Source organism: Hyphomonas pacifica (genome assembly GCF_000682675.1).
Taxonomy (GTDB): Bacteria; Pseudomonadota; Alphaproteobacteria; order Caulobacterales; family Hyphomonadaceae; genus Hyphomonas; species Hyphomonas pacifica.
In genome coordinates, this window is the sequence record NZ_AWFA01000056.1 from 51,617 (window position 1) to 76,620 (window position 25,004).

A 25,004-nucleotide genomic window follows, 5' to 3' on the forward strand; every position below is an offset into this window, starting at 1 on the left:
GGCAGATACCGGAACCTAGTTCTCGACGACAGCCGGAACTGCCGGCAGGTCACACACATGCGGAAGGTCACCTTCCTTGAGGTCGAGCGTCTCTACGAACTCCTCTGTGTCGGTCCGCATCACCCAGGCCTTCGGACGTTCGGCCGCCGGCATGTCAGCCGCCACGCTTGCGGAGTTTAAGATATCCGGATCCGTCACCAGGCCATCGCGCGCATCCGGCCCCTTCTTCAGGGACATGACCACATCCTGACCAGAGATTACCCGGCCCCATGCCGTATAGTCCTTGTCCAGATGGTCCGCATAGCCGCGCATCAGGAAGAATTGGGAATTACCGGAATTCACATTGTCACCCAAGCGGGCCGTGGAAACGACCCCTTGGCAATGGGGTATCCAACTCTCAACCGTCTCATTGCCAAAATCCTGCGCAATCCACAGCGGACGCGTGGCAATCGGGAAGCCCTTGATAAAGCCGCCCTCGGCATCTTCCGGATAGCCGATGGCGTATTCCAGTGGCATCTCTTCAGGCTTGCGCTGGAAGGTGAATTCGGCCTCGATATTCGGCAGGCCGGAGCCTTCTCCATTGATCGCACGAATATCGCCGCCCTGCGCCATGAAACCTTCGATCACGCGATGAAATTTCGTGCCCGAATACATGCCGGAACGGATAATGGTCGAAAATTGCTTGTAGTGTTTGGGCGCAATTTCCGGAAAAGCCTCAATAACGACGCGCCCCTTGGTCGTGTCGAAAATGAAGAGGTTTTCAGGATCCACCGCGCGCCAATGCGCAGGGTCCGCCTTGGCTTCGGCCACTGTATATTGCGGGGTCGCCTCGCTCGTCGCGCTTGCATCTTCCGTAGTTTCTGCCGCAGCTGTCAGGGCGAGAGCGGAGGCGGCAAGCGCGATGGCAACCAGTTTCATTTTCCGTATTTCTCCAAGAGAGCCTTTTTGATTTCAGGCGTTACAAAAGGCGTAATGTCACCGCCGAGGCTCGCGATTTCTTTAACGAGCCGTGAGGCAACCGCCTGATGCCTAACATCGGCCATCAGAAACACAGTTTCAATCTCGGGATTCAGTTGTTCGTTCATGGCGGTCATCTGGAATTCGTATTCGAAGTCCTGAACGGCCCTGAGCCCTCGCACGATAATCTGTGCGCCACTGGCCTCAGCAAACTTCATGAGGAGGCCATGCATCGGCATAACCTTGATCTCAGCCAGCCCCGGCCCGTTCAGTTTCGCACATTCGAACTGAACCATCTCCACCCGTTCTTCCAGCGAGAAGAGCGGTTTCTTGGCCTCATTCACAGCAACGCCGATAATAAGCGTATCAACCAGTTTACGGGCCCGACCGATAATGTCGACATGCCCATTCGTCGGAGGATCGAAAGTTCCTGGATAAAGTCCGACACGATGCAATGGCCTGTCCTCCCAACCTTTATGGTATGTGTGGAGGCGCGGGCTTATTCACCCGCGCCGTCTTCTGCACCATCCATAGCTGTTTCAGCGTCTTCCACAAGACGCGCGACCGAAACGACGCGCTCTCCTTCGGCGGTCCGGAGCACCCAGACACCGCCTGTCGAGCGACCAGCAATGCGGATCTGCTCCACCGGCGTGCGGATCAGCTGTCCCGCATCCGTGACCAGCATGACCTGATCGCCATCGCCAACCGTGAAGGATTGAGCCACTTTCTTGACCGGCCCCTTCTTCTTGTCGCGGCCCCAGATATTTTGGGCCACAAGGCCTTTACCGCCCCGTCCGGTGACGCGGTAATCGTAAGCGGACGAGCGTTTACCCATGCCGTCATCGGCAATCGTCAGGATGAATTCCTCGGCGGCGCCAAGCTGGGCGATACGCTCGGCGCTCAGCGCGGCCTCTTCGATGCCCTCTTCGCCCTCATCGTCAGACACCTCCTCCTCTTCGCCGGTTGCGGCTCGGCGCATGGCGGAGGCATGCTTGAGATAGGCACGCGCCTCTTCGGAGGTGACTTCGATATGGCGCAAAATGCCCATGGAGATGACTTCATCATCATCCCCGAGACGTATACCCCGCACACCGGTCGAGTTCCGACCTGCAAACACGCGCACATCCGTCACCGCAAAACGAATACACTGGCCGAGCGCCGTCGTGAGCAGGATGTCGTCATTTTCGGTGCAGATCTTCACCGAAACGATGCCGTCGCCATCATCCAGCTTCATCGCAATCTTGCCGTTGCGGTTCACGCGGATGAAGTCTGACAGCTTGTTGCGGCGCACGGTGCCCGTCTTGGTGGCGAACATGACGTCCAGTTCATTGCGGGACTCGTCATCCTCGGGCAGCGGCATGACGCTCTCAATGCGCTCATCCGCAGCCAGCGGGAAAATGTTGACCAGCGCCTTGCCGCGCGAGTTCGGCCCGCCCATCGGCAGACGCCAGACCTTCTCCTTGTAGACCATGCCGGCGGAGGAGAAGAACAGCACTTCAGTGTGCGTCGTGGCAGAGAACACGTTCACGACGAAGTCCTCGTCCTTCATGCTCATGCCAGAGCGGCCTTTGCCGCCGCGATGCTGAGTCCGATAGGTCGAGAGCGGTGTGCGCTTGACGTAGCCGCCATGCGTAACGGTCACGATCATGTCTTCGACCTCGATGAGGTCTTCGTCTTCCATGTCGACACCGCCAAACGCGAATTCAGAGCGGCGCGGTACGGCGAATTTGTCTTTCACCTCATTCAGCTCGGCGCGGATGATGTCCAGAACGCGCGGACGAGACCGCAGGATATCCAGATAATCGGCAATCTTTTCAGACAGGCCCTTGGCCTCATTGCCGATCTCGTCACGGCCAAGGCCGGTGAGGCGGGACAGTTGCAGTGCTAGGATGGCACGGGCCTGCTCATCGGACAGATAGATCGTGTCGCCTTCGCCCTTGCGGGTCCGGCGGTCGGCGATCAGGTCCAGCAGCGGTCCCATATCCATTATCGGCCAGGCCTTTTCAAGCAGGGCTTCACGGGCGGAATTTGGGTCCGGAGAGTAGCGGATGATGCGGATCACTTCGTCAATGTTCGCCACGGCCATGGCGAGACCGACCAAGACGTGCGCCCGGTCGCGCGCCTTGTTCAGCTCGTGCTTGGTCCGGCGAACAACGACTTCCTGGCGGAATGCAATGAAACATTCCAGCACCTTGCGGAGGTTCATCAGCTCTGGGCGCCCGCCATTCAGGGCCAGCATGTTCACGCCAAAGCTCGTCTGCATCTGACTGAAACGGTAAAGCTGGTTCAGCACGACTTCGGCGCTGGCATCCTTTTTCAGCTCGACCACGACACGGATACCATTCCGGTCAGACTCGTCGCGCAGATCAGCAATGCCTTCGATCCGCTTCTCGCGCACGAGTTCGGCGATCTTGGTGATCATGGCGGCCTTGTTCACCTGATATGGAATCTCGGTGACAATGATGGCCTGGCGGCCATTCTTGGCCTCTTCAATATCGGTTTTGGAACGCATGATGACGCTGCCACGGCCTGTCATCAGTGCTTTGCGACTGCCGGACATGCCCATGATCAGGCCGCCTGTCGGGAAGTCCGGTCCCGGCACGATCTCCAGCAGCGCATCATCATCCAGGGTCGGATCGTCAATCAGGGCCAGCGTCGCATCCACGACCTCGCCCAGATTGTGAGGCGGAATGTTCGTCGCCATGCCGACCGCAATACCGCCTGCCCCATTGACGAGCAGATTGGGGAACTGCGCCGGCAGGACAATCGGCTCCAGCTTGGAGTCGTCATAGTTTTTCTGGAAGTCGACCGTATCCTTCTCGATGTCTGCAAGAAGGTAGGTCGCCTCACGGGTCATCCGGCTTTCAGTATAACGCATGGCGGCCGGCGGATCATTGTCAATCGAACCGAAATTACCCTGACCATCAACCAGCGGCACGCCCATGGAGAAAGGCTGCGCCATCCGGACAAGGGCGTCATAAATCGCGGAGTCACCGTGCGGGTGATAATTACCCATCACGGCGCCTACGATATTTGCCGATTTCTTGTAGGGCTTACCCGGCGTATTGCCGCCTTCATTCATGGCATACAGAATGCGGCGGTGAACGGGCTTGAGTCCGTCACGTACATCCGGCAGGGCCCGGCTGACGATCACGCTCATCGCATAATCGAGATAGGAACTTTTTAGTTCGGATTCGATGGAAATCGGCTCAATGCCGTCCGGCAGGATCGCGCCACCTTCGCCACCATTTTCGGGGGTTTCCGGGTCGTCCGGCGTGGTCGTGTCGTCGCTCATGGAGAAGTCGTCCTGGCTACGGTGAATTCAAACGGGAATCACCTGTTCCGTTACAGGAATATGTCTAGCATCCCAGGCACGCGGAAACAAATACCAGAGGGGCTAAAAAGGCAGTAAATACGGGGCGAAACAACCGATTCAGAGGCTTTTTCGCCTATTCCAGCGCGCCCACAGCGACAAGCCCCTCATGCACCACAATCTTGCGCTTTTCGAGCGCGGGATTGTCCACATCCATGTCCATATTCATAGCGAAGGCATAGGTGCCGGGTGCAGGTCCGCCGGTCTGTTCCAGCCAACCTACATACCAACCAATATCGGTCTCTCCCTCAACACGCTTCCACCCTGTTTTGGCATAGAGCGTCCAGCCTTCGCCCTGATCCGCCAGCATGATGGGAATGGCCTGCTCATAAGTGCGTGCGGACAGCGGCAATGTATGCGCCGCCAGCCGGGCCAGAAACGCCACCTGCTCGCGCGCAGATATCGCCAACGGCCCCTTCAGCCAGTAAGTCTGAATATCAGACTCGCCGCCCACATCGGCATTTCCATAATCAAACCGCATGAGCCAGTCATGCAGGACGGCACTACCAATGCGCGGTGTTACAGTCTGATAGATCCACACCGTGGAGCGCTGGAACGCTTTGGCAAAGCTCTGACTCTCATTCCAGCCTGGCGAGAATCGCGTCTCGCCATCCCACTCAAACCACTCATCCGGGCCCGTTACAGCCCCGGTCTCAAGCGCGATCAGCGTGTGCGGTATTTTTGAGGTGGAAGCTGCGACGAACCGGTTTTCGGGCCGGTCGCCGCTCGTCTCCCATGTGCCGCCATCTTCAAGACGGTAGATGACGAGGGCAGCCGCCTCAGGCGTCAGCCCTTGCGCCACCAACACCTCATCCAGCGTCTGCGGGCGCTCCGGCACAGCCTGACAGGCGCAGAGCAACGCCGTCAGTCCAAGAGCAAGGCCGAACAGATGCCGAATCACGAGCCGCTCCTAGAATGGAATCTCGTCATCTAGATCCTGGCTGAAGCTCTCCTGCGGGCCGCTCATCTGACGCGGACCGCTATTGCCGCCACCGCCTTGATAGCCGCCGAAATCATTACCGGCAGACCGGCCACCGCCTTCACCACGGGCATCCAGCATGGTCAGCGTAGAATTGAAGCCACGAAGCACAACTTCGGTCGTGTAGCGATCCTGGCCATCCTTGTCCTGCCATTTGCGGGTTTCAAGCTGGCCTTCGATGTAGAGCTTTGAGCCTTTTTTCACATAGTTCTGGACGACCCGTACAAGGCCCTCACTGAACACGGAAATGCGGTGCCATTCGGTGCGCTCCTTGCGCTCACCGGTGTTCTTGTCTTTCCAGGTTTCCGAGGTGGCGAGCGTAAAGCTGGCCACCTGGCCGCCATTCTGGAACTGGCGGACTTCCGGATCCTGGCCGACATTGCCGACAAGAATAACCTTGTTCACTGATCCCGCCATAATTCCATCTCCGATCTGATATGTTTCGTTCTCGATTCGATTCTGCTTTTACTCCGCCACGCTGAGCATGTCGCCCATAGCGCAACGAGATTCATGAGTCATCGACATGAAAATGCAGCAAGAAAACGATGTTCACAATTTGTTCTTGTCGTCAAGCTGGACTCAAGGCACACATAAGCCCTAGCAAATAGACACACACCGTTTCGCAACCGCAACGGTCTAAATACCATTCCAGAGAAACTCTATGGCCGAGTCCCCCTATATACGCGTGCGCGGCGCCAAGGAACACAATCTCAAAAATGTCGACGTGGATATCCCGCGCGGCGAGTTGGTTGTGATGACAGGCCTGTCAGGCTCCGGCAAGTCCTCGCTCGCCTTCGACACGATCTATGCCGAGGGCCAGCGCCGCTATGTCGAATCCCTGTCGGCATATGCGCGCCAGTTCCTGGAGCTGATGCAAAAGCCTGACGTCGAGAGCATCGAAGGCCTGTCGCCCGCCATCTCGATCGAGCAAAAGACGACCAGCCGCAATCCACGCTCAACCGTCGGCACTGTGACGGAAATTTACGACTATATGCGCTTGCTCTGGGCACGTGTCGGTGTGCCGTATTCTCCGGCCACGGGCCTGCCCATTGAAAGCCAAACCGTCAGCCAGATGGTCGACCGCACAATGGACCTGCCGGAAGGCACGCGCCTCTATCTGCTCGCGCCCATAGTGCGCGGCCGGAAGGGGGAATACCGCAAGGAATTCGCCGAACTTCTGAAAAATGGCTATCAGCGCGTTAAAGTGGACGGGGAGTTCCACGAACTCGAAACCCCGCCAAAGCTCGACAAAAAGTTCAAGCACGACATTGATGTGGTCGTGGACCGGATTGTTGTGCGCGAAGGTATGGAACAGCGCCTTGCGGAGAGTTTCGAAACCGCCATCGGCCTCGCAGACGGTATCGCGATTGGCGAATATGCCGATGTGGAAGAGGGTGAGACCGAGCCAAAACGCATCACCTACAGCGCCAATTTCGCCTGCCCGGTCTCCGGCTTCACTATTCCGGAAATCGAGCCGCGCCTGTTCTCGTTCAACAACCCCTTTGGCGCCTGCCCGACCTGTGACGGCCTCGGCGAGCAGCTTAAAGTAGATGCAGGCCTCGTTGTGCCGGATAAGGATCTCGACCTGCTGAATGGCGCAATCGCGCCCTGGGCCAAATCTACCTCGCCCTATCAGACCCAGACACTGCAGGCCCTGTCGGCGCATTACCGCTTTGACCTCAAGAAACCCTGGAACCAGCTGCCAGAGGAAATCCATAATATCATCCTGTTCGGCACTGGGGAGGATGAGGTGAAGTTCGTCTATGATGACGGTATGCGCCGCTATGAAGTGAAGAAGACGTTTGAAGGCGTCATTCCGAACCTGGAGCGCCGCTACCGCGAGACTGACAGCCAGTGGGTGCGTGACGAGATCGCCAAATTCCAGGCCGCCGCGCCATGCCCTGCCTGTGGTGGCAAGCGCTTGAAGCCAGAAGCCCTCGCGGTGAAGATCGACACGCTCGACATTTCAGATGCCGGCGCGTTCTCCATCAAGCAGGCCCATGAATGGTTCGCCCAAGTCTACAAATCGTTGACCAAGCAGCAGAACGAAATCGCCAGCCGCATCCTGAAAGAGATCAATGACCGTCTCGATTTCCTGAATGATGTCGGCCTGGAATATCTGACGCTCAGCCGCGCGTCCGGCACGCTGTCGGGTGGGGAAAGCCAGCGCATTCGCCTGGCCAGTCAAATCGGCTCCGGCCTTACGGGCGTACTCTATGTGCTGGACGAACCGAGCATCGGCCTGCACCAACGCGACAATGATCGCTTGCTGGAAACGTTGAAGCGCCTCCGCGATCTCGGCAACTCGGTCATCGTTGTGGAGCATGACGAGGACGCGATCCTGACGGCCGACCATGTTATCGATATGGGCCCGGCCGCTGGCGTGCATGGCGGTGAGATCATTGCCGAAGGCACACCGGAAGAGGTGATGGCCAATCCGAAAAGCCTGACGGCAGACTATCTGAACGGCACAAAGGAAATCCCGATTCCGAAACGCCGCCCGGTAGAGAAAGCCAAGCGCAAGATCACCCTGAAAGGCGCAACCGGCAACAATCTGAAGAATGTGACCGCGACGATCCCGCTCGGCAGCTTCACCTGCATTACGGGCGTGTCCGGCGGCGGTAAATCCACACTGATCATAGAGACCCTCTACAAAGCGCTCGCCCGCAAGCTGAACGGGGCTTCCGCCCCCCCGCAGCCCTATGAAAGCATTGAGGGCCTTCAGCATCTCGACAAGGTGATCGACATAGACCAGAGCCCGATTGGCCGGACACCCCGGTCCAACCCGGCAACTTATACCGGCGCATTCGGCCCGATCCGTGACTGGTTCGCCGGACTTCCGGAAGCCAAGGCACGCGGGTATGCGCCGGGACGCTTCAGCTTCAATGTGAAGGGCGGTCGGTGCGAGGCTTGTCAGGGCGACGGCGTCATCAAGATCGAGATGCACTTCCTGCCAGATGTCTATGTCACGTGCGAGACCTGCAAGGGCAAACGCTACAATCGCGAGACCTTGGAAGTCCTGTTCAAGGGCAAATCCATCGCAGATGTGCTGGACATGACGGTTGAGGATGCGGCGAAATTCTTCTCCGCCGTACCAGCCATCGCAACAAAGCTCGACACGCTGAACGAGGTCGGTCTCGGCTATGTGAAAGTTGGGCAGCAGGCGACGACGCTGTCCGGCGGTGAGGCGCAGCGCGTGAAACTCGCCAAGGAATTGTCGAAACGCGCCACCGGCAAGACGCTTTACATTCTGGATGAGCCGACCACCGGCCTGCACTTTGAAGACGTGCGCAAGCTACTCGAAGTGCTGCACTCGCTGGTCGACACCGGCAATACAGTGGTGGTGATCGAGCACAATCTGGATGTCGTGAAGACAGCCGACTGGGTGCTGGATCTAGGGCCCGAGGGCGGCGATGGTGGCGGCCAGCTGGTTGCGGCCGGAACGCCGGAAGACATTGCCGCCTGCGAGGAAAGCTGGACCGGCAAGCATCTGGCCGAAACCTTCCGCCGTCAGGATGAACGCCGCGCGGCCCGCAACAAACGGGTGAGAGCCGCGGAGTCTGCCAAGACCAAATCGAAGCCCAAACCTGAGACCAAACCGGTCCCAAAACCCAAAGCCACCCCGAAGTCCAAGCCGAAAGCCAAGGCTGAGACCAAAACAGCTACTTCCACCAGGAAACCAGCCAAAAGCGCAGCAAAGAAAGCTCCAGCCAAGCCTAAAGCGAAAGCGCGCAGCAAGAGCTCCGCCAAATAGCGGGCGCTCCTGCTGTGCGCTGTTTCAGTTCAGTCGTTCAGCTGAAGGTCTTGTCCATTTCGGGATTGTTCACCCAGCTCGGGTCAGCCTTGGCCGCAAGCGCTGCCGGGCCACCAAAAATGTGCATCAACGCCGCAGTAATGAACATGTAAAGCGCGCCGAAAATGATCAGAGGCAGAATAAATTGGGGCGTCATCATTGCTGACATCACAGCTGCAGGATCAGCATCCCCTTGCAGAGCAGGCACAAGAGAAACCAGCGCAAATGCCGCGAACGCGATATAGAGCACGACCAGCACCAACATGCTGAGCAGCATAATGACAATCCAGCTGCCAACAATGGTCCACGCCTTGCCCTTTGTAACTCGCCAGGCTTCCCCAAACTGAATGGAATTATCGCGAATGGTCATCGCCGCGGCTGGCGAGAAACGGGCGCAAAACCAGAGCGCAAAGACCATATAGGCGAGGATCGCGACAAACATCAGCAGAACGGCAAACGCTGTTCCGCCATCGCTGCCCGATGAGGCGAGAAATGCGAGCAGTCCCGCAGGAACGATCATGACAATGATCAGCCCGACATAGAGCGCTAGAAAGATCCCGATCCAGATCAAGCCAATCAGCAGAAGCCGCCCCTCATCAGCGCCAAATCTGAGACTGAACCCTTCTGAACGCATGTAGCGACGCTGGCTGGCAGCTTCAAAAACCGTCCATAATGCAATGCCGCCAACCAGCGAGATGACGTAACCGATCATGATGCGGCCAAAGTTCTGCGTCAGCGCCGCATTAATGGCGCGCTCGTCGCCAAACGTCGCAGGATTGAAAATGGCGGCATAGTACGAGCCCATGAAATACCCGCTCAACACCTGTACCAGCAGGGAGCAAAGGCCATAGGCCAGGGCATATTTCCAAAGGAACCCTTTTGGGCCACCCGTGCGGGAAAAATGGTTCAGTGCATTGCCGAAGGTGAAGGGAAGAGGTGTCATGCGTAAATCCTAATCGAATGCGCCCATCATGGCCTTATCGTCCACACTGCCGCGAGGATCATGACGCGCAGCGAAAGCTGCCGGCCCCGCCACAGCATGCATCAACAGTCCTGCCGCGAACATGCGCAGAAAAGTGTAAATAAAAAGCGGAATAAGAAACCCTGCACTCATGACCAGCGTCATCAGTTCCTCACCTGTCTGCAGGCTGTCGAGGTGAGGCATCATCAGCATGCCCAGGGGAATCTGGAGTATCTGATCAATGACGGAAACGACCATACCACCGCCTATGGACCAGATCAGATAGGCCCCCAAAATAGGCCAGAAGCGTCCGCGGGAAACATTCCAGGCATCAAAGAAGCAAATGCGTCTTTCCTTGATCGTCAGTGCGAAGCTCGGCGCCAGCCTGGTCGCAAAGAAAACATAGACGACAAACAGGATGAGCCACAAAAAGCCTCCCATCAGCAAGGTCGTCATGACCCGGCCGACAAGACGGGGATCATCGTCCCCGGACAGGATCAAGGCGACGACATCCAACATACCGCCCAGGAAGATAATGATGGGTACAAATGTGAAGACCAGCTGCAGACCGCCCCACAACAGACTGACAACCATCATCCGCAATTCATCGCCGCCAAAGCGCAGGAAAAACCGCTCATCCCGCACATAGCGCCGCTGACTTGCCGCCTGAAAGACAGACCAGATGACCCAGGCACCGAAGGATCCCAGCAAAATCCAGGGAAACAGTGGCGCAAAGGAGCCAAGGATCAGGCGCAGGAAGGTAAAAGGCTCAACCTGATCAACATCTATCCTGTCGAGCGCCTCGATTGTTTCTGCGATTGATACAAAAGCACTTCTGCCAAGAAACAGCAGAAGCAGGAGGCCAAGGCTCGACACAGTGGCATAGCTGACAGCGAACAGCCAGGGGAACGAATTTGCATGCGCTGACCGCAACGGGCTGGCGAGCGCTCCGTCAAATGTAAATCGATTCAGCACTTAAAAGCCCCCTGATGCCTCTTTTCAGCCTTGCACCACGATAAAGCGTTTTCGGCGGCAGAGGCAATCACCCTGCAGGGGCTTGTTCCGGTTGCAAACGGCGCAAGACCGCCACAGCCAACCCATGACCCGCCAGCAAAAACGGCACCAGCAACAGCATTCCGATAAAACCAGAAAGGAAAGCCCCGACACCGCTTTGCCCCCAAAGGCCGTGAAGCCCCCAATTGATGAGAACGGCACCGGCAAACGGCGCGACATGTGTCGCCAGCGCAGCCAGCCAAAGCGAGATGACATGGCCCTTTGTCCACCCCCAGGTACGGAACACCATGGTTTGACGCGTGCTGATCGTCGCGGATCCGATCAAAAGCAGGCGGATCGCCAGATAGCAAAGCGCTAGGGCGCCCGCCAGACAGGCCACAATCAGCACTGCGCCATAGGCACTTGGCAGCATATCCACCAGCGCCTGCTGCACGACGGCGGGCGGCGTATCCGCATCAAGATCCGTCCGTCCCGAGGCTTTCAGCAGAATGCCTGGCAGGGTGAGTAGAAAAAAGCCGATAAAGACGCCTACAAAAAGGAAGGCGACATAAACAGCCAGATTGGCGTGCGCCAGGCGCAACCTGTCTCCATGCGGCGTACCCAGCATCGTACGATATGTGACAAGTGAAAACTCGACGCCGACGACAAAGACCACCAGCGCCGCAATGGCCGGTGCCGCATCTCCCAATGCAGATCCCGGCCCGACGGCAAATGTGTAAAGCCCACCCGCAATCAGCAGGGCAAGCATGATCAGCAAAGTGGGATGTACCGCCTGGAAGGCCAGCACCCACGCCTCTCTCACAAGGTCCAGAACAGGCAATTTCCGAGTCATGAAGCCCTCCATACACACCTGATACTGCTCTTGCCACGGCCAATGACGGCATAGGCCATCTTGACGCGACCGCACTTGCCCCGCACATCCCGGCTCATGAGCATCAAACCTATACATATAATCGGCGGCGGCATGGCCGGTTCCGAAGCGACCTGGCAAGCCGCGAATGCAGGCGTACCCGTTATTCTGCACGAAATGCGCGGTGTGAAGGGCACAGATGCCCATCAGACCGACAAGCTGGCTGAGCTTGTTTGCTCCAATTCTTTCCGGTCCGATGACCATGAGTCCAACGCTGTCGGCGTCCTGCATGAGGAGATGCGCCGGGCCAATGGCCTGATCATCCAGACGGCCGATGCCCATCAGGTGCCTGCCGGCAGCGCGCTCGCCGTGGACCGGGAAGGCTTTGCCGAAGCCGTCACCGCAAAGCTGGAAGCCCACCCAAACGTCACCATCGTGCGCGAGGAAATTGACGGCATTCCGCCGGAAGACTGGGACAGCGTCATCATTGCCACTGGCCCACTGACCTCCATCAAGCTGGCTGAAGCCATCCACGCCCATACCGGCGAAGATGATCTGGCCTTCTTCGATGCCATCGCACCGATCGTCTATTTCGACTCCATCGACATGACCAAGGCCTGGCGCCAGAGCCGTTATGACAAGCCAGGGCCGGGCGGCGACACGGCGGCCTATATCAACTGCCCGCTGGATGAAGACCAATACAATGCCTTCCTGGACGCCCTGATCGAGGCGCCGAAGACAGAGTTCAAGGACTGGGAAAAGGACACGCCATACTTTGAAGGCTGCCTGCCGATTGAAGTGATGGCGGAGCGGGGCCGCGAGACCCTGCGCTTTGGCCCGATGAAACCGGTCGGCCTGACCAATCCGCACCAGCCGGACATCAAGGCTCATGCCATTGTCCAACTGCGTCAGGACAATGCCCTAGGCACGCTGTGGAACATGGTCGGCTTCCAGACCAAGCTGAAATATGGCGCACAGACGGACATCTTCCGCATGATCCCCGGTTTGGAAAAGGCTGAGTTCGCGCGGCTTGGCGGCATCCACCGTAATACCTTCCTAAACTCTCCGAAACTTCTGGACGACCAGCTGCGCATGAAAAGCCTGCCGCGCCTGCGCTTTGCGGGTCAGGTGACAGGGGTTGAAGGCTATGTGGAAAGCGCCGGCATGGGCCTGCTCGCGGGCCGGTTTGCGGCAGCAGAGCGCCTCGGCAAGCCGCTGGCACCGCCGCCTGAGACGACAGCTCTCGGCTCCCTCGTCCGCCACATCACCGGCGGCCATCTTGAGGGCAAGGCCAGCTTCCAGCCGATGAACGTCAATTTCGGTCTGTTCCCGGACATCACTGACTACCCGAAACACGGACCGGATGGCAAACGCCTGCGCGGCAAGGACAAGGGTCGCGCCAAGAAACGCGCCCAGGCTGTACGGGCCCTGAATGATTTTGACGCCTGGCTGAAGGCCGAAGCCATGGTTCCGGCGGAATAGTCATGCGCCTCGCCGTTACCGAGCCCGGCGCGCCTGAAATCTTTCACTCACTGCAGGGTGAGGGCGTCTCTGCCGGAAAACCGAGCGTTTTCGTCCGGCTGTCGCAATGCAATCTCCACTGCGTCTGGTGTGACACGGCTTACACCTGGAATTTTCAGGGAACGGAGTTTCATCACCGAGATGACACTCCGGGTGCGCCGCGCAAATATGACCGGGCGCAGGAAACGGTCGACCGCTCCGTAGAGGAACTGACCGAACACCTGCTCGCTTTGCCATGCCGGCGTATCATCTTCACAGGCGGCGAGCCTCTGTTGCAGCAGCGCGAACTGGGCGAACTGATCCAGCGCCTGAAAGAGGCAGACCCAAGCTTCTACATCGAGATTGAGACCAATGGCACGATCAGCCCCGTGGGCCTTGCAGCAGATTTGATCGACCAGTTCAACGTCTCACCCAAGCTCGCCCATTCCGGCAATGACACCGCCATCCGCCACAAACTGGAAACGCTTCGCTTTTACGCCAATGATCCACGCGCAAATTTCAAGATTGTGGTTGAGAGCCCACCAGACCTTGAAGAGGTGAAGTCCCTTGTGGTCGAGACGGAAATGCCACTCTCCCGCGTCTGGCTGATGCCGGAAGGCCGCTCAACGCAGGAACTGCAGCAACGCGAACAATGGCTCGCCGATGCCTGCCTAAAGGAAGGCTACAATTTCACAGGCCGCCTGCACATCCACCTCTATGGCGACACCCGCGGCACATAAGCGGAAACGCCCCGCCACCAATCAAGTGACAGGGCGCTGCGGACTAGAAGTCTACATTCACGGACACCCACAGGCGCCGCGGCTCCTGGTTGATCGCATACAGATTTGTGTAGGATATCTCGTTCGTGCTTGTATTGCTTACATACGGTTCGTATTTCACGAAATCCTTGTCGAGTAGGTTGTAGATCGTGGCATTGAACGAAACGGCATCGCTCATTGCGTATGATCCGCCCATGTGGAACACTTCATAGGCCTTGTAGTCACCATAGGCATCTCTCGCAAAATTATTGCCGCGACGGTCAGGACTTCGAAAACGGGAACTGCGATATTCTCCACGCAACCAGAGAGAGAGTTTGTCCGTCGCATTCCAGCGCAGGTTCCCATTCAGTATATGCTCCGGCGTATCGCTCAGCGGCAAACCTTTCTGACTTCCGCTTTTCTGCTCACTATCCGTATAGGTATAGTTTCCACGTAGAGACCAGTCTTCCAGAAACGCCCAACGAAAACTTGCTTCCACGCCCTGCGTCACAGCCTCGTCCACGTTCACCGTCTGGGCATAGCTTTCCACCGCAGGCCAGTATCCATAGTCAGCGCAATCCGGGAAAGCAGCCTGCCCGGCCTCATACTCGTCTTCCGTAAGCCCGAAGGAACAATTATCGAGTGGCCTGCCGCTCGCGATCTTGTCTTCAAACTTGTTGTGGAAGACGGTGACATCAGCCCGGAAATTGTCACGATTATCATAAAAGATGGCCACTTCCGTACTTGTGCTGGTTTCCGGTTGCAGCGTGGGCGTCCCGATGACAGGGCGCGTCCCCTGGCCGGTAAAGCCAGTAATGCCTTCGGCAATCTGGTCCAGGCGCGGGGTCTTGAACCCCTGACTGACGCCGCCTTTCACCGTCCAGCGATCAGCGAGATTCCAGACACCATAGATACGGGGGCTCAGATGTTCCCCAAACTGACTATGGTCATCTAGCCGTGCGCCATAGGTCAGGTTGAAAGCCGGGAAGATTTGCCAGGTATCTTCTGCGAACAGGGCCCACTGCTCATGCGTGTAGGGCTTGGGGGCGACGCCATCCACCAGTTCCGCATCCCAATACTGCCCCCCCAGCGCGAAAGTATGGTTGCCCCATTGGGAAAAGAATTTTGTGTCGAATACGGTATTGGTAGCCACCAGCTCACGGGGATCACCAGCAACACGATCCGTACCGGGCACATCACTCGGCAGAATACGCCCAACGGTCTCGCGCTCACCGCGTGACAGAGTGCTTTGCAGTTCACCGAAGGAGAGACGCCAATTATGCGCCAGAACAAGCTCTTCCTGATTGAACTCCAGCTCTTCGGCATAGCCGCGTGTACCAAGCGTGCCGAGCTGAGCCTCGGAGTTATCATACCATTGCTCGGTCACATCATAATCTATCATGATGTCATGATTGGCATTCGGCGTGATGCTCAGGCGTCCGCCGAACGACCAGATCTCGTTCTCGACCGGGCTTGGCCCGCGCTTGCTGATCTCGATCGGATCACCATTTTCGTCCGTATAACTAAGATCGGATGCTTCACGCGTCTGATATCGGCCGCGCACCGCAACGCCGACCAGATCCTTCACCAAGGGGCCATTGGCATACAGGTTTGTGCCATAGATATTTCCGAAATCGTCATTAGACTGAAGGGTCGCATCAGCAGAGAATGAGCCGCCCCATCTGTCGCCCACCTTGCGCGTAATGACGTTGACGACACCACCCATGGCATCTGACCCATAAAGTGTGGAGACGGGACCGCGCACCACCTCGATCCTCTCAATCGCAGACATCGGCGGAATGAAGCTGGTCGAGGTAGAGCCAAACCCGTTCGGCGTGACAGACCCTGCCGCATTCTGGCGGCGGCCATCTATCAGCACCAGGGTGTAATCGCTCGGCATACCGCGAATGGAGATTTCCAGGCCGCCCGTCTTACCGACAGAGCTGCCGACATCGACGCCCTCTACATTGGAAATGGCCTCGGCCAGGCTTTGATAGCGGCCTTCTTCCAGTTCCTCACGCGACATCATGGAGATAGATGCCGGCGCCTGCTCGATCAGCTGTTCAAAACCTGCCGCTGTAACAACCACATCCCTAAGGCGCATCTCGTCATCAGATTCGTCGCTCTGGGTGGCTGGCGTGTCGATCTGCTCCTGTGCCCAGGCCGGATAGCCGAACGTGGCACTCGCAAGGATCACGCCTGCCAATGCAGTCTGCCCCATGTATGATCTCATTCCCTGACCTTCCATTTTGCGAATGATTTGCAGTCTCGCTATTGAGACCGTCCGCAAAGGTCAAGCTGAAATGAAACTCATTTGCAATTTGGTCGCACCTAGATGGCTATTTCACAAGCATCCAGATGGCCATGGCCACCATCATGACGTTCTCCGTCAGCGAGACGAAGCCAAGCGGCACATTGCTGTCGCCCCCGACACAGGCGCATTTCAGGTCCCGCTTCTCGATATAGACGGCCCGGTAAACGGAAACCGCCCCAATCGTTCCGATCACAAGCGCGACAGGTGCCGCAACATAAGTCAGCGCGCCCGCAATCATAAGAACGCCCGCCAGCAATTCTGCGAAAGGATAGATATAAGCGTAACGTACCCATTTCCGCGCCAGCAGGTCATAGCCCAGAAATGTATTGGTGAAGCTTTCCAGGTCGCGCAGTTTCTGGATGGCCAGCACACACATGCTGATCGCGATGAACCATTCCGCAGTCCGGATCGTCAGCAGGCTGCCATAGGCGGCCCAGCTGGCAGCCAGCGCCATCAATGCGGCAGACGCAAAAATCGCGATGACAGGCCTATATGTCTTCTTGTCCTTGTCTTTTGTGGCCTTGCCGAAATGGTCCATCAGATCGTCATAACCGCCAATGCGCTTGCCACCGATGAAAGTCTGCGGGGTGGTTTTGACATCATGCTCTTGCTTGAAGGCATCAGCCTCTTCGCGTGAGGTCAGGAGATGATCATCCACCTTATACCCCTCTCGCCGCAACAGCGCGCGGCTCTTCAGGCCGAACGGACAGATATGGGAGGGGGTTTTCATCCGGTAGAGATGGGCAACTGGTTTGGGAGTGGACATGGGAAACTTCCATTGTGGGTTTCTGGTCTCCCATATATAACTCCCGTACCATGGTACGGTTGCAAGACGATCTTCAGATTCCGATTGGAAAGCTGGCCGAAGCGGGCGGTGTGGGCGTCGAAACCGTCCGCTATTATCAGCGTCAGGGCCTGATGCCGTTGCCGCAACGCCCGCAGGGCGGAGGCATATCGGGCGGCATCCGTCACTATGGCCGGGTGGATGTAGAGCGCCTTCGCTTCATCCGCTCCGCGCAGGCCGCCGGGTTCACTTTAAAGCAAATCGCGCGCCTGATAGAACTCGACGCGATGACAGACCGCACCGAAGCAAGACAAATGGCTACAGACCGCCTCAAGGCGCTGGACGCGCAAATCAATGAACTGCAGCGGGCCCGCGCGTCTCTGAAACAGCTAGCCGAAGACTGCGTTCACGAAGATGACGGCCCATGCCCCATCCTGAAAGCGTTCGAGTCCTAGACCTTGCCAGTACGAATGGCCTGCAAGATGGACAACCGCTTTTGCAGCGCGTTCGGATTGCGCCCTTCAATATAGTGCTTGCGCAGGCGGAAATGAGCGACCGCCGGGCGGATCGGTTTCGGGGCCGGGGATATGATCGGGCCATAGGCCTTTGAGTCAGACCGGCGCGACGCCGCAAAGAAGGGCGCGACCTCCCGTATCTCTTCGCCCCAGTCATGGATAGGTGCCAGCACATTCGCCGCCGTCAGCGCCAACCAGGCTTCCGGTTCCTTGTCCCGGTCATCCTCCTCAAAGGCGGCCTGATAGCCATCAACCAGATTCTGTAGTGCCCGCGTCTTCAGCCGCCCTGCCGTAACTTCCTCCATCAGCGCGCGGGCGACATCATGCTCGCGCACCTTCCCGGCTTCGATCTCGGATATGGCATCCCGCCACCACTGGAAGCGGATCAGGCCCAGGCCTTCTTCCGTCACCACAAGCCGGACCCGCGCCAGCTCATAGGCCAGTGCATAGAGCGCCGTAAGCGTGTTGCGAAACTCGGCAGGCGCATAACGGCTGGAAATCCAGCGATCCTCGTCCGCACGCAGGATCCGCTTGTCGATGGCGTCCCATTGAGATTTCGAAAGGGGGGTAGTCTTGTTGGACATGCAACCCATATGTGGGAAGACGCGTTATTAGACTAGACACTTTGCTGCAAGAAAGGACGCCCAAATGGCTTTTTCCCTCCCTGATCTCCCATATGCCCGCGATGGCCTCGCTCCGCATATCTCCGAGGAGACCTTGAACTTTCACCACGGCAAGCATCACGCCGCTTACGTCAACAACCTGAACGGCCTGATCGAAGGCACGGACATGGCCGACGATTCTCTGGAAACCATTGTGAAGAAAGCCGCCGCCGACAGCTCCAAGGCCGGCCTCTTCAACAACGCGGCTCAGGTCTGGAACCACACCTTCTACTGGCACTCCATGAAACCGGGCGGTGGCGGCAAGCCGCACGGCAAAGTGGCTGAGCTGATCGACCGCGACCTTGGCGGCTATGACGAATTTGTCAAAGCTTTCAAAGGCGCAGGCGGCGGCCAATTCGGCTCCGGCTGGGCATGGCTGGTCTATAAGGATGGCAAGCTGTCCATCACCAAGACGCCGAATGCCGAAACCCCACTGACAGATGACGCGGCCACCCCGATCCTGACCATGGATGTCTGGGAGCACGCCTATTATCTGGACTATCAGAACAGCCGTCCGAATTATATGGACGCCTTCCTGAACAACCTCGTGAACTGGGATTTTGCTAACCAGAATCTCGCTGACGCAGGCGCCTGATTTCAAAAAAGCCCCCTCATCCTCAGCGATGAGGGGGCTTTTTACTTTGCTAAGCGAGACGTCTGCGCGCGCCGCATATCCGCGACGAGCCAGACGCTTTCCGAACACAGCTTGTCGGCGCGCTCTCTTGCGAACGATGACAAACCGGCGGTATCCGAAAAGCTGAGCCGCCCCCCTTCCATTTATCCACAGTTTGGCTTATGTGCACCGCAACACGACGCTCCGGGCAATGGAATCGCCCGGCCTGCTGAATGCGCACTGAGGCGCTGAATGCAGGAATTGCGGCCAGAGGGGCCGCTCGGGTTTAAAAAAGATACCATTCCGGGAACGATAGATTTGACCGAGATTACATTCGCAGACCTTGGCCTCGGGCCAAACGTACTGAAAGCCGTCACTGAGGCTGGCTACACACACCCCACTCCAATTCAGGCAGAAGCCATTCCGCACGTCATTGCGGGCGGGGATGTCACGGGCGTTGCCCAGACCGGCACCGGCAAGACGGCCGCCTTCGTGCTGCCGATGATCCATCGTCTAGCCCGTGGCCGCGCCCGTGCGCGCATGCCGCGCTGCCTGATCCTCTGCCCGACGCGCGAACTCGCCGCTCAGGTGGCAGAGCAATTCGAGAAGTACGGCAAGTATCTGAAGCTCACCATGGCGCTGCTGATCGGTGGCGTCAGCTTCAAGGAACAGGAAGTTCTGCTGCAGCGCGGCGTGGACGTTCTGATCGCGACGCCTGGCCGCCTGATGGACCAGTTCGAACGCGGAAAGCTGCTGCTGATGGGCGTAGACTATCTCATCATTGATGAGGCCGACCGCATGCTGGACATGGGCTTCATTCCTGACATTGAGAAAATCTGTAGCCTTCTACCGCCGCGCCGCCAGACCCTGCTCTTCTCGGCCACCATGCCGCCGGAAATCGCGAACCTCGCCAAGAAGTTCCAGAACGATCCGAAGAAGATCGAAGTGTCCCGTCCGGCGCAGACCGCCGAGACGATCACACAGCACGTTGTCAAACTGCCGAACAACAGCGCCAAGGCGAAGCGCACGGCCCTGCGCCGCGTGATCGAATCCTGCGACGTTCAGAACGGCATTGTCTTCTGTAACCGGAAGGTTGAAGTCGACATCGTCGCTGCCTCGCTGTCCAAGCACGGCCATGACGCGGCTGCCATCCATGGCGACCTGCCCCAGGCTGTCCGCAGTGAAGTGCTGCAGAAATTCCGCGACGGTGACCTGACCCTGCTGGTCGGCTCCGACGTTGCGGCCCGCGGGCTCGATATTCCTGAAGTCTCCCACGTCTTCAACTATGCACCTCCGCCCAAGGATGAAGACTATGTGCACCGCATCGGCCGGACTGGCCGCGCCGGACGCAAGGGTGAAGCCTACACACTCGTCTCGCCGGATGACGAAAAGTCCTGGGGCTATGTCCTCAAGATGATCCAGCAGGATGTGGAAGAGTTCATGCCGGAAGGTTTACTCGAAGAGATCGAAAATCTGCCTCCGGAAGAAAGCCGCAGCCGTGGCCGCCGTGGGTCGCGCAGCAATGATCGCAGCGAGCGCTCCTCCCGCGGCAGCCGCTCACGCACACGCCGCACGGAAGAAAGCGACGCCGCCGTCGAAGCCGAGACAGTAAGCGCACCAGAAGAAAAAGAGGCAAAGGCCGAAAAGCCTGCCAGGGAAGACAAGCCCGCCAAGGCAAAGAAAGCCGACAAGACGGCAAAGTCTGACGAGGCCACCTCTGAAAAGCCGAAGCGCGACCGCAAGCCGAAGCGCGAAAAAGACCGCAAGCGCAAGGATGATGATCTGGTGCTGGATCCGGCCCCGGACAATGTCAAAGGCTTTGGCGACGACATCCCGGCCTTCCTGCGCCGCTAGTAAGACTTCGGAAAAATCAGTTCAACAACAAGGCCGGGCGCATTGTTCTTAAGGGACAATTCTGCCTCGTGGCGCGCGGCGATGCTGCGCACCAGACTAAGCCCAAGTCCGCTTCCCCGGGTGCTGCGGCTTGCGTCCATCCGCCGGAAGGGTTTCAACATGTCTACTTGGCTGGCCCTAGGTATACCGGGCCCGCTATCGGATACGCCGCATATCGCGGCCCCAGCCTCTCTCCGCAGGAACACTTCAATCTCGGCGCCTGCTCCGGCATGACGCACAGCATTCTCCAGAAGGTTCGAGAAAAGCTGCACCAGAAGATTTCGGTCGCCGGAGACCTTCACGCTGGGTGTGATATGAGCAAACAATACCTGCCCAGCCTCTTCGGCCACGGGCGCATAGGCTTCGGCCAAAGCCTCCAGCAGCTCACTTAGCTTAACGTGGTCGGCACGCACTTTCGCGCTTCCGGATTCAAGTTCCCCGATCTTCAGCAGGGAGGAGAAAGTGGCGAGGATGCTATCCAGCTCCGCAATCGCCTTCTCGCATTTTATCCGCGCCTCTGCGCCAGACTGGTACGCCGTCAGGCTTTCCAGCGTCTGGCGCAGATGCCCTAGCGGCGTGCGTAAATCATGCGCAATGCTGACTGAGGTGTGACGTACATCATCCAGCAGGATTTCAATCTGTTCCAGCATCCGGTTTACCGTATCCGCCAAAGGCCTCAGATCTTCACCCATGCCCTCTGTCGGCATACGAACGGACAAGTCTCCCTCACCCACGCGCGCGGCAAAAATATTGAAGCGTTTGAGTCGCGCCAGGAAACGCTGGCTGATCAGCAAACCAGCCACTGCGCTGAGCAGCACAATCCCGCCCATCGCCAGAATAAGAAAATGTCTGAAGGCGCGGGAAAACTCATACTGACCGCGGGCTTCTGCTCCCACGCCCAACCAATAGCCATCTTCCAGCAGCACCGTATTCAGGATGATGTCCGGTCGGTCATCCCGCATAATGCGGCTCCAGCCATCCTGTTTGGGCAAATCAATGCGGTCAAAGATACGGCGGCCGGTTGGCGCTTCAACCACATACAGCATACGCGGGCTCGGCGTGCGCTCCACACGTTCGCGTATATCGTGCACCAATTCATCAATGCCCTGGTCCTGATAGTCTCCCATAAGGTGACTGGTCTCAGTCCGGATATACTCCTTCAACTGATGCTCCATGCCATCGCGTACACCATAATAGAGGAATGCGCCCAGGATGGACGACAGAAAGGCGAACAGTAGCGCCGCACCTACCGCATAACGGAACTGCGCGGTCCTAAGAAGCCGGGGCATCTGCATCTGAAATCATGTATCCTGCGCCGCGTATGGTCTGGATTAATTCTCCCTTAAAGGGCTTGTCCACTTTGCTCCGTAGCCGACTGATATGTGTCTCGACGATATTGGTCTTCGGGTCGAAGTGAAAATCCCACACATTTTCCAGCAGCATCGTACGTGTCACGACCTGCCCCTTGGAGCGCATCAGATATTCCAGCAGGCGGAACTCGGTCGGTTGCAGGTTGATCTCTGCTCCGGCACGCTTTACGCGGCGCTTCAGCAGATCCATTTCAAGATCGGCCACCTTCAACACGGTCTCCTGCACCTCCCGTGCTGGCCGCCGAGCGACGGCGCCAATGCGCGCTTTCAACTCGGAGAAGGCAAACGGCTTCACTAAATAGTCATCAGCAATCTCAAGGCCCTCCACACGACTCTCAATGCTGGACACCGCCGTCAGAAAGATGGCCGGCGTTGCGTCGCCACCCGCCCGCAGCATGGTCAGTAATTTATAGCCATCCAGGCCAGGCAGCATACGGTCAACAATTAGGATGTCATAGTCGGCATCCGTCGCCATCATCAGACCGTCCTGCCCGGTTGCGGCATGGTCTGCCATCCAGCCGCTCTCTTTCAGGCCTCGCAGAACATAGTCTGCCGTTTCGGCATCATCTTCGATCAGCAAGATACGCACAGTCCAGCCCTCAAGAGGCACCCCCCGCTGGAACAAGGCCAGCAGGGAGCACAATGTTATCAGTCATCCAGATCTTCACGAGACCCGATGATGTCTCCCGTCTCGGCATTTACCCGCACATCATAGACTTTGCCATCCGCCAGAATGTTGACTTCATATTCCGGGGTAAAGCTGTCATCCTCGATCTGGGCTTCGAACGCCTTGCCGCCCTGGTGGCTTTCAGCTGCCTGAATCGCCTCGATCAGCGTGATCTTGGCCGCTTCCATGGCACGGGCATCGTCGCGGTCAGCATAGGCTAATCCGGTAGTGGCTCCGCCCAGAACAACAGCGGCAGCGAGCGTTTTCTTCATATGTTTCATACCTGTATCTCCTTCTTTGCAAGCCACGTCTCGGTGGCATGGATATAGGAATACACGCCGTCACCTTGGAGGGATGTGACCGGAACTATACGAAATCACAATGTTTCGGTTCCGCACGCGAAAAGACCCGCCAGACACGCTGACGGGTCTTTGAAGTCTCAGCCGATTGCGCCTAGCGCTTGACGCGCCCCTGCACCTGCTTGCGGAACTTGTCCGTATAGGGTGGACGCATCATGGCCAGCATTTCACTGCCCGTCTGCGTGTAAACAGATTTCTTGTGGCTGAACTCATAGAATCCTTCGCGGCCATGATAGCTGCCCATGCCCGACGGACCTACGCCGCCAAAGGGCAAGTCTTCCTGCGCAACATGGAAGATCACATCATTCACCGTCACACCGCCTGACGTCGTATTGTTCAGCACGAAGTCTTTCTCGGCCGGATCCTCCCCAAAATAGTAAAGCCCCAGCGGACGTGGATGGCCGTTGATATACGCCACCGCATCCTTTGTTTCCCCATAGGACTTAATCGGCAGGACCGGGCCAAAGATTTCATCCTGCATCACTTTCAGGTCCTCGCTCGGGTCCACAATAATGTGCGGCGGGATCTTGTGATGCGGCTGTTGGGAGAAATTCTCGCCCGTCGGGTTCAACTCGATCACCTCGGCACCCTTATCGCGCGCTTCCTCGATATAGCTCATGATCCGGTCATAATGGCGTTGGTTGACGACGGAGGTGTAATCCGCATTGTCCTTCAGGCCCGTAGGATACATCGTCTCAATGGCCTTGGTCGCTGCGCTGACGAACTCCGCCTTCTTTTCCTGTGGAACGAAGGCATAGTCCGGGGCAAGACAGATTTGCCCGGCATTCAGCGTCTTGCCCGCCATGATGCGGTTGGCGGCCTTCTGCATATCGGCGGACCGGCCCAGTATAACAGGGCTTTTGCCACCCAGCTCCAGCGTCAGCGGCACCAGATTGTCGGCCGCTGCCCGCATCACATGGTGCGCGATGGAGGTCGCGCCCGTGAAGATGATGTGATCGAAGGCCAGCTTCGTAAACTCGGCGCCCACTTCAGGACCGCCCGTAATCACGGCCACCTCCTCTTCATCATAATATTGCGCCAGCAGTTTCTTCATCAGCTCTGATGTCGCCTCGGTAAATTCCGAGGGCTTGATCATGGTGCGGTTGCCTGCCGCAAAGACGCCTGCCAGTGGCGCGAAGGTCAGATTAACCGGGAAGTTCCATGGGCTGATCACACCGATCACGCCTTTGGGCTGGTAGCGGATTTCGGACTTGGAACCCAGGAGGCCAAGCGGAAACTCGGCCTTGCGCTTTTCGGGCCGCATCCATTTGGCCACATTCTTTTTGGCAAACTTCAGTGCACCAATTGAACCGGCGATATCTGTAAGGGCGGACTGATCCATTGAGCGGTGCCCGAAATCGTCTCGCATGGCCTCACTGAGGGCTTCACCATGCGTCACCAGAAGATCAATTGACCGGTCCAGCCACTCAATCCGCTTAACCGCAGAGGGGATACCATCCCGAATATGGGCCGCCTTTTGCTTTGCCAGTATTGTACTCATTCCCGAGCCGGACGCGCTGTCTAAGGCCATTGTCTCTCTCCCGTGTGATGTTCCTCAATATGCAGATTAGCGCGGAATGAGCGCTGAACAAAATAAAAAACATTTCCGCCGGGTCAGGCGTTCACAAGGCCGCACAAGTGA

General features: G+C 57.7%; 21 protein-coding genes. 6 read left to right on the forward strand and 15 right to left on the reverse strand.

Annotated features, from left to right (window positions below):
• Nucleotides 1-15: 15 nt before the first annotated feature.
• The 5 genes from HY2_RS14030 to ssb form a co-directional block, all read right to left on the reverse strand.
• Nucleotides 16-918 carry a peptidylprolyl isomerase gene (locus HY2_RS14030; RefSeq protein WP_051595061.1) on the reverse strand — a complete coding sequence of 301 codons (903 nt, stop codon included), beginning with the start codon at nt 916-918 and terminating at the stop codon, nt 16-18.
• The gene (gene coaD, locus HY2_RS14035) at nt 915-1,412 is read right to left on the reverse strand and encodes a pantetheine-phosphate adenylyltransferase (protein WP_034828725.1); all 498 of its coding nucleotides are present in this window, start codon (nt 1,410-1,412) and stop codon (nt 915-917) included. Before coaD ends, HY2_RS14030 begins: the two co-directional genes overlap by 4 nt.
• Before the next feature lie 44 nt (nt 1,413-1,456).
• Nucleotides 1,457-4,252, reverse strand: coding sequence for a DNA gyrase subunit A (gyrA, locus tag HY2_RS14040; RefSeq protein ID WP_051595062.1), 2,796 nt, complete (start codon nt 4,250-4,252; stop codon nt 1,457-1,459).
• A 154-nt stretch (nt 4,253-4,406) separates the two neighbouring features.
• Nucleotides 4,407-5,231, reverse strand: a complete 825-nt coding sequence (gene blaOXA, locus HY2_RS14045) for an OXA-1090 family carbapenem-hydrolyzing class D beta-lactamase (RefSeq protein WP_051595063.1) — start codon at nt 5,229-5,231, stop codon at nt 4,407-4,409.
• A 9-nt stretch (nt 5,232-5,240) separates the two neighbouring features.
• Nucleotides 5,241-5,726 (reverse strand): single-stranded DNA-binding protein, encoded by a 486-nt coding sequence (ssb, locus tag HY2_RS14050; protein WP_034828727.1) that lies wholly within the window; start codon nt 5,724-5,726, stop codon nt 5,241-5,243.
• A 244-nt stretch (nt 5,727-5,970) separates the two neighbouring features.
• Here ssb and uvrA point away from each other — a divergent pair, with 244 nt between their 5' ends.
• On the forward strand, nt 5,971-9,063 hold the full coding sequence (uvrA, locus tag HY2_RS14055; protein WP_051595064.1) for an excinuclease ABC subunit UvrA: 3,093 nt from the start codon (nt 5,971-5,973) through the stop codon (nt 9,061-9,063).
• A 37-nt stretch (nt 9,064-9,100) separates the two neighbouring features.
• Here the strand turns inward: uvrA and HY2_RS14060 are convergent, their stop codons facing one another.
• The 3 genes from HY2_RS14060 to HY2_RS14070 all read right to left on the reverse strand — a co-directional run bounded on the left by HY2_RS14060 (nt 9,101) and on the right by HY2_RS14070 (nt 11,909).
• A complete protein-coding gene (locus tag HY2_RS14060; protein ID WP_034828729.1) occupies nt 9,101-10,045 on the reverse strand; it encodes a hypothetical protein in 945 nt (314 codons plus the stop codon).
• A gap of 9 nt (nt 10,046-10,054) precedes the next feature.
• Nucleotides 10,055-11,038: a hypothetical protein gene (locus HY2_RS14065; protein WP_034828731.1), complete on the reverse strand. Its 984-nt coding sequence runs from the start codon at nt 11,036-11,038 to the stop codon at nt 10,055-10,057.
• 67 nt (nt 11,039-11,105) lie between these two features.
• Nucleotides 11,106-11,909, reverse strand: a complete 804-nt coding sequence (locus HY2_RS14070; protein WP_146617210.1) for a hypothetical protein — start codon at nt 11,907-11,909, stop codon at nt 11,106-11,108.
• Between the two features lie 96 nt (nt 11,910-12,005).
• On the opposite strand from HY2_RS14070, the gene trmFO reads away from it, so the two are divergent.
• Complete coding sequence (gene trmFO, locus HY2_RS14075) at nt 12,006-13,409, forward strand: methylenetetrahydrofolate--tRNA-(uracil(54)-C(5))-methyltransferase (FADH(2)-oxidizing) TrmFO (protein ID WP_034828735.1); 1,404 nt, start codon at nt 12,006-12,008, stop codon at nt 13,407-13,409.
• 2 nt (nt 13,410-13,411) lie between these two features.
• A complete protein-coding gene (locus tag HY2_RS14080) occupies nt 13,412-14,167 on the forward strand; it encodes a 7-carboxy-7-deazaguanine synthase QueE (RefSeq protein ID WP_051595065.1) in 756 nt (251 codons plus the stop codon).
• Nucleotides 14,168-14,210: 43 nt separating this feature from the next.
• Here HY2_RS14080 and HY2_RS14085 read toward each other — a convergent pair whose 3' ends face one another.
• Nucleotides 14,211-16,406 (reverse strand): TonB-dependent receptor domain-containing protein, encoded by a 2,196-nt coding sequence (locus HY2_RS14085; RefSeq protein ID WP_034828739.1) that lies wholly within the window; start codon nt 16,404-16,406, stop codon nt 14,211-14,213.
• A gap of 118 nt (nt 16,407-16,524) precedes the next feature.
• Nucleotides 16,525-17,265 (reverse strand): glutaredoxin family protein, encoded by a 741-nt coding sequence (locus HY2_RS14090; RefSeq protein WP_034828742.1) that lies wholly within the window; start codon nt 17,263-17,265, stop codon nt 16,525-16,527.
• Nucleotides 17,266-17,315: 50 nt separating this feature from the next.
• Here HY2_RS14090 and HY2_RS14095 point away from each other — a divergent pair, with 50 nt between their 5' ends.
• A complete protein-coding gene (locus HY2_RS14095; protein ID WP_034828745.1) occupies nt 17,316-17,738 on the forward strand; it encodes a MerR family DNA-binding protein in 423 nt (140 codons plus the stop codon).
• Here the strand turns inward: HY2_RS14095 and HY2_RS16895 are convergent.
• Complete coding sequence (locus HY2_RS16895; RefSeq protein ID WP_158534031.1) at nt 17,735-18,382, reverse strand: squalene/phytoene synthase family protein; 648 nt, start codon at nt 18,380-18,382, stop codon at nt 17,735-17,737. The two genes, HY2_RS14095 and HY2_RS16895, sit on opposite strands and share 4 nt — an antisense overlap.
• 64 nt (nt 18,383-18,446) lie before the next feature.
• Here HY2_RS16895 and HY2_RS14105 point away from each other — a divergent pair, with 64 nt between their 5' ends.
• Together HY2_RS14105 and HY2_RS14110 are read left to right on the forward strand one after the other, a co-directional pair.
• Nucleotides 18,447-19,055, forward strand: coding sequence for a superoxide dismutase (locus HY2_RS14105; protein WP_034828747.1), 609 nt, complete (start codon nt 18,447-18,449; stop codon nt 19,053-19,055).
• A gap of 336 nt (nt 19,056-19,391) precedes the next feature.
• Entirely contained in the window at nt 19,392-20,927 is a 1,536-nt protein-coding gene (locus HY2_RS14110) for a DEAD/DEAH box helicase (protein WP_034828857.1), read from the forward strand.
• On the opposite strand, the gene HY2_RS14115 is transcribed toward HY2_RS14110, so the two are convergent.
• The 4 genes from HY2_RS14115 to HY2_RS14130 all read right to left on the reverse strand — a co-directional run bounded on the left by HY2_RS14115 (nt 20,924) and on the right by HY2_RS14130 (nt 24,893).
• Entirely contained in the window at nt 20,924-22,255 is a 1,332-nt protein-coding gene (locus HY2_RS14115) for a sensor histidine kinase (protein WP_158534032.1), read from the reverse strand. The genes HY2_RS14110 and HY2_RS14115 overlap by 4 nt on opposite strands.
• Nucleotides 22,239-22,925, reverse strand: coding sequence for a winged helix-turn-helix domain-containing protein (locus HY2_RS14120; protein WP_051595078.1), 687 nt, complete (start codon nt 22,923-22,925; stop codon nt 22,239-22,241). The genes HY2_RS14115 and HY2_RS14120 overlap by 17 nt, the downstream gene beginning before the upstream one ends.
• A 59-nt stretch (nt 22,926-22,984) precedes the next feature.
• A complete protein-coding gene (locus HY2_RS14125; protein ID WP_034828751.1) occupies nt 22,985-23,284 on the reverse strand; it encodes a PepSY domain-containing protein in 300 nt (99 codons plus the stop codon).
• Between the two features lie 172 nt (nt 23,285-23,456).
• Nucleotides 23,457-24,893 (reverse strand): coniferyl aldehyde dehydrogenase, encoded by a 1,437-nt coding sequence (locus HY2_RS14130; protein WP_034828753.1) that lies wholly within the window; start codon nt 24,891-24,893, stop codon nt 23,457-23,459.
• Nucleotides 24,894-25,004 lie beyond the last annotated feature (111 nt).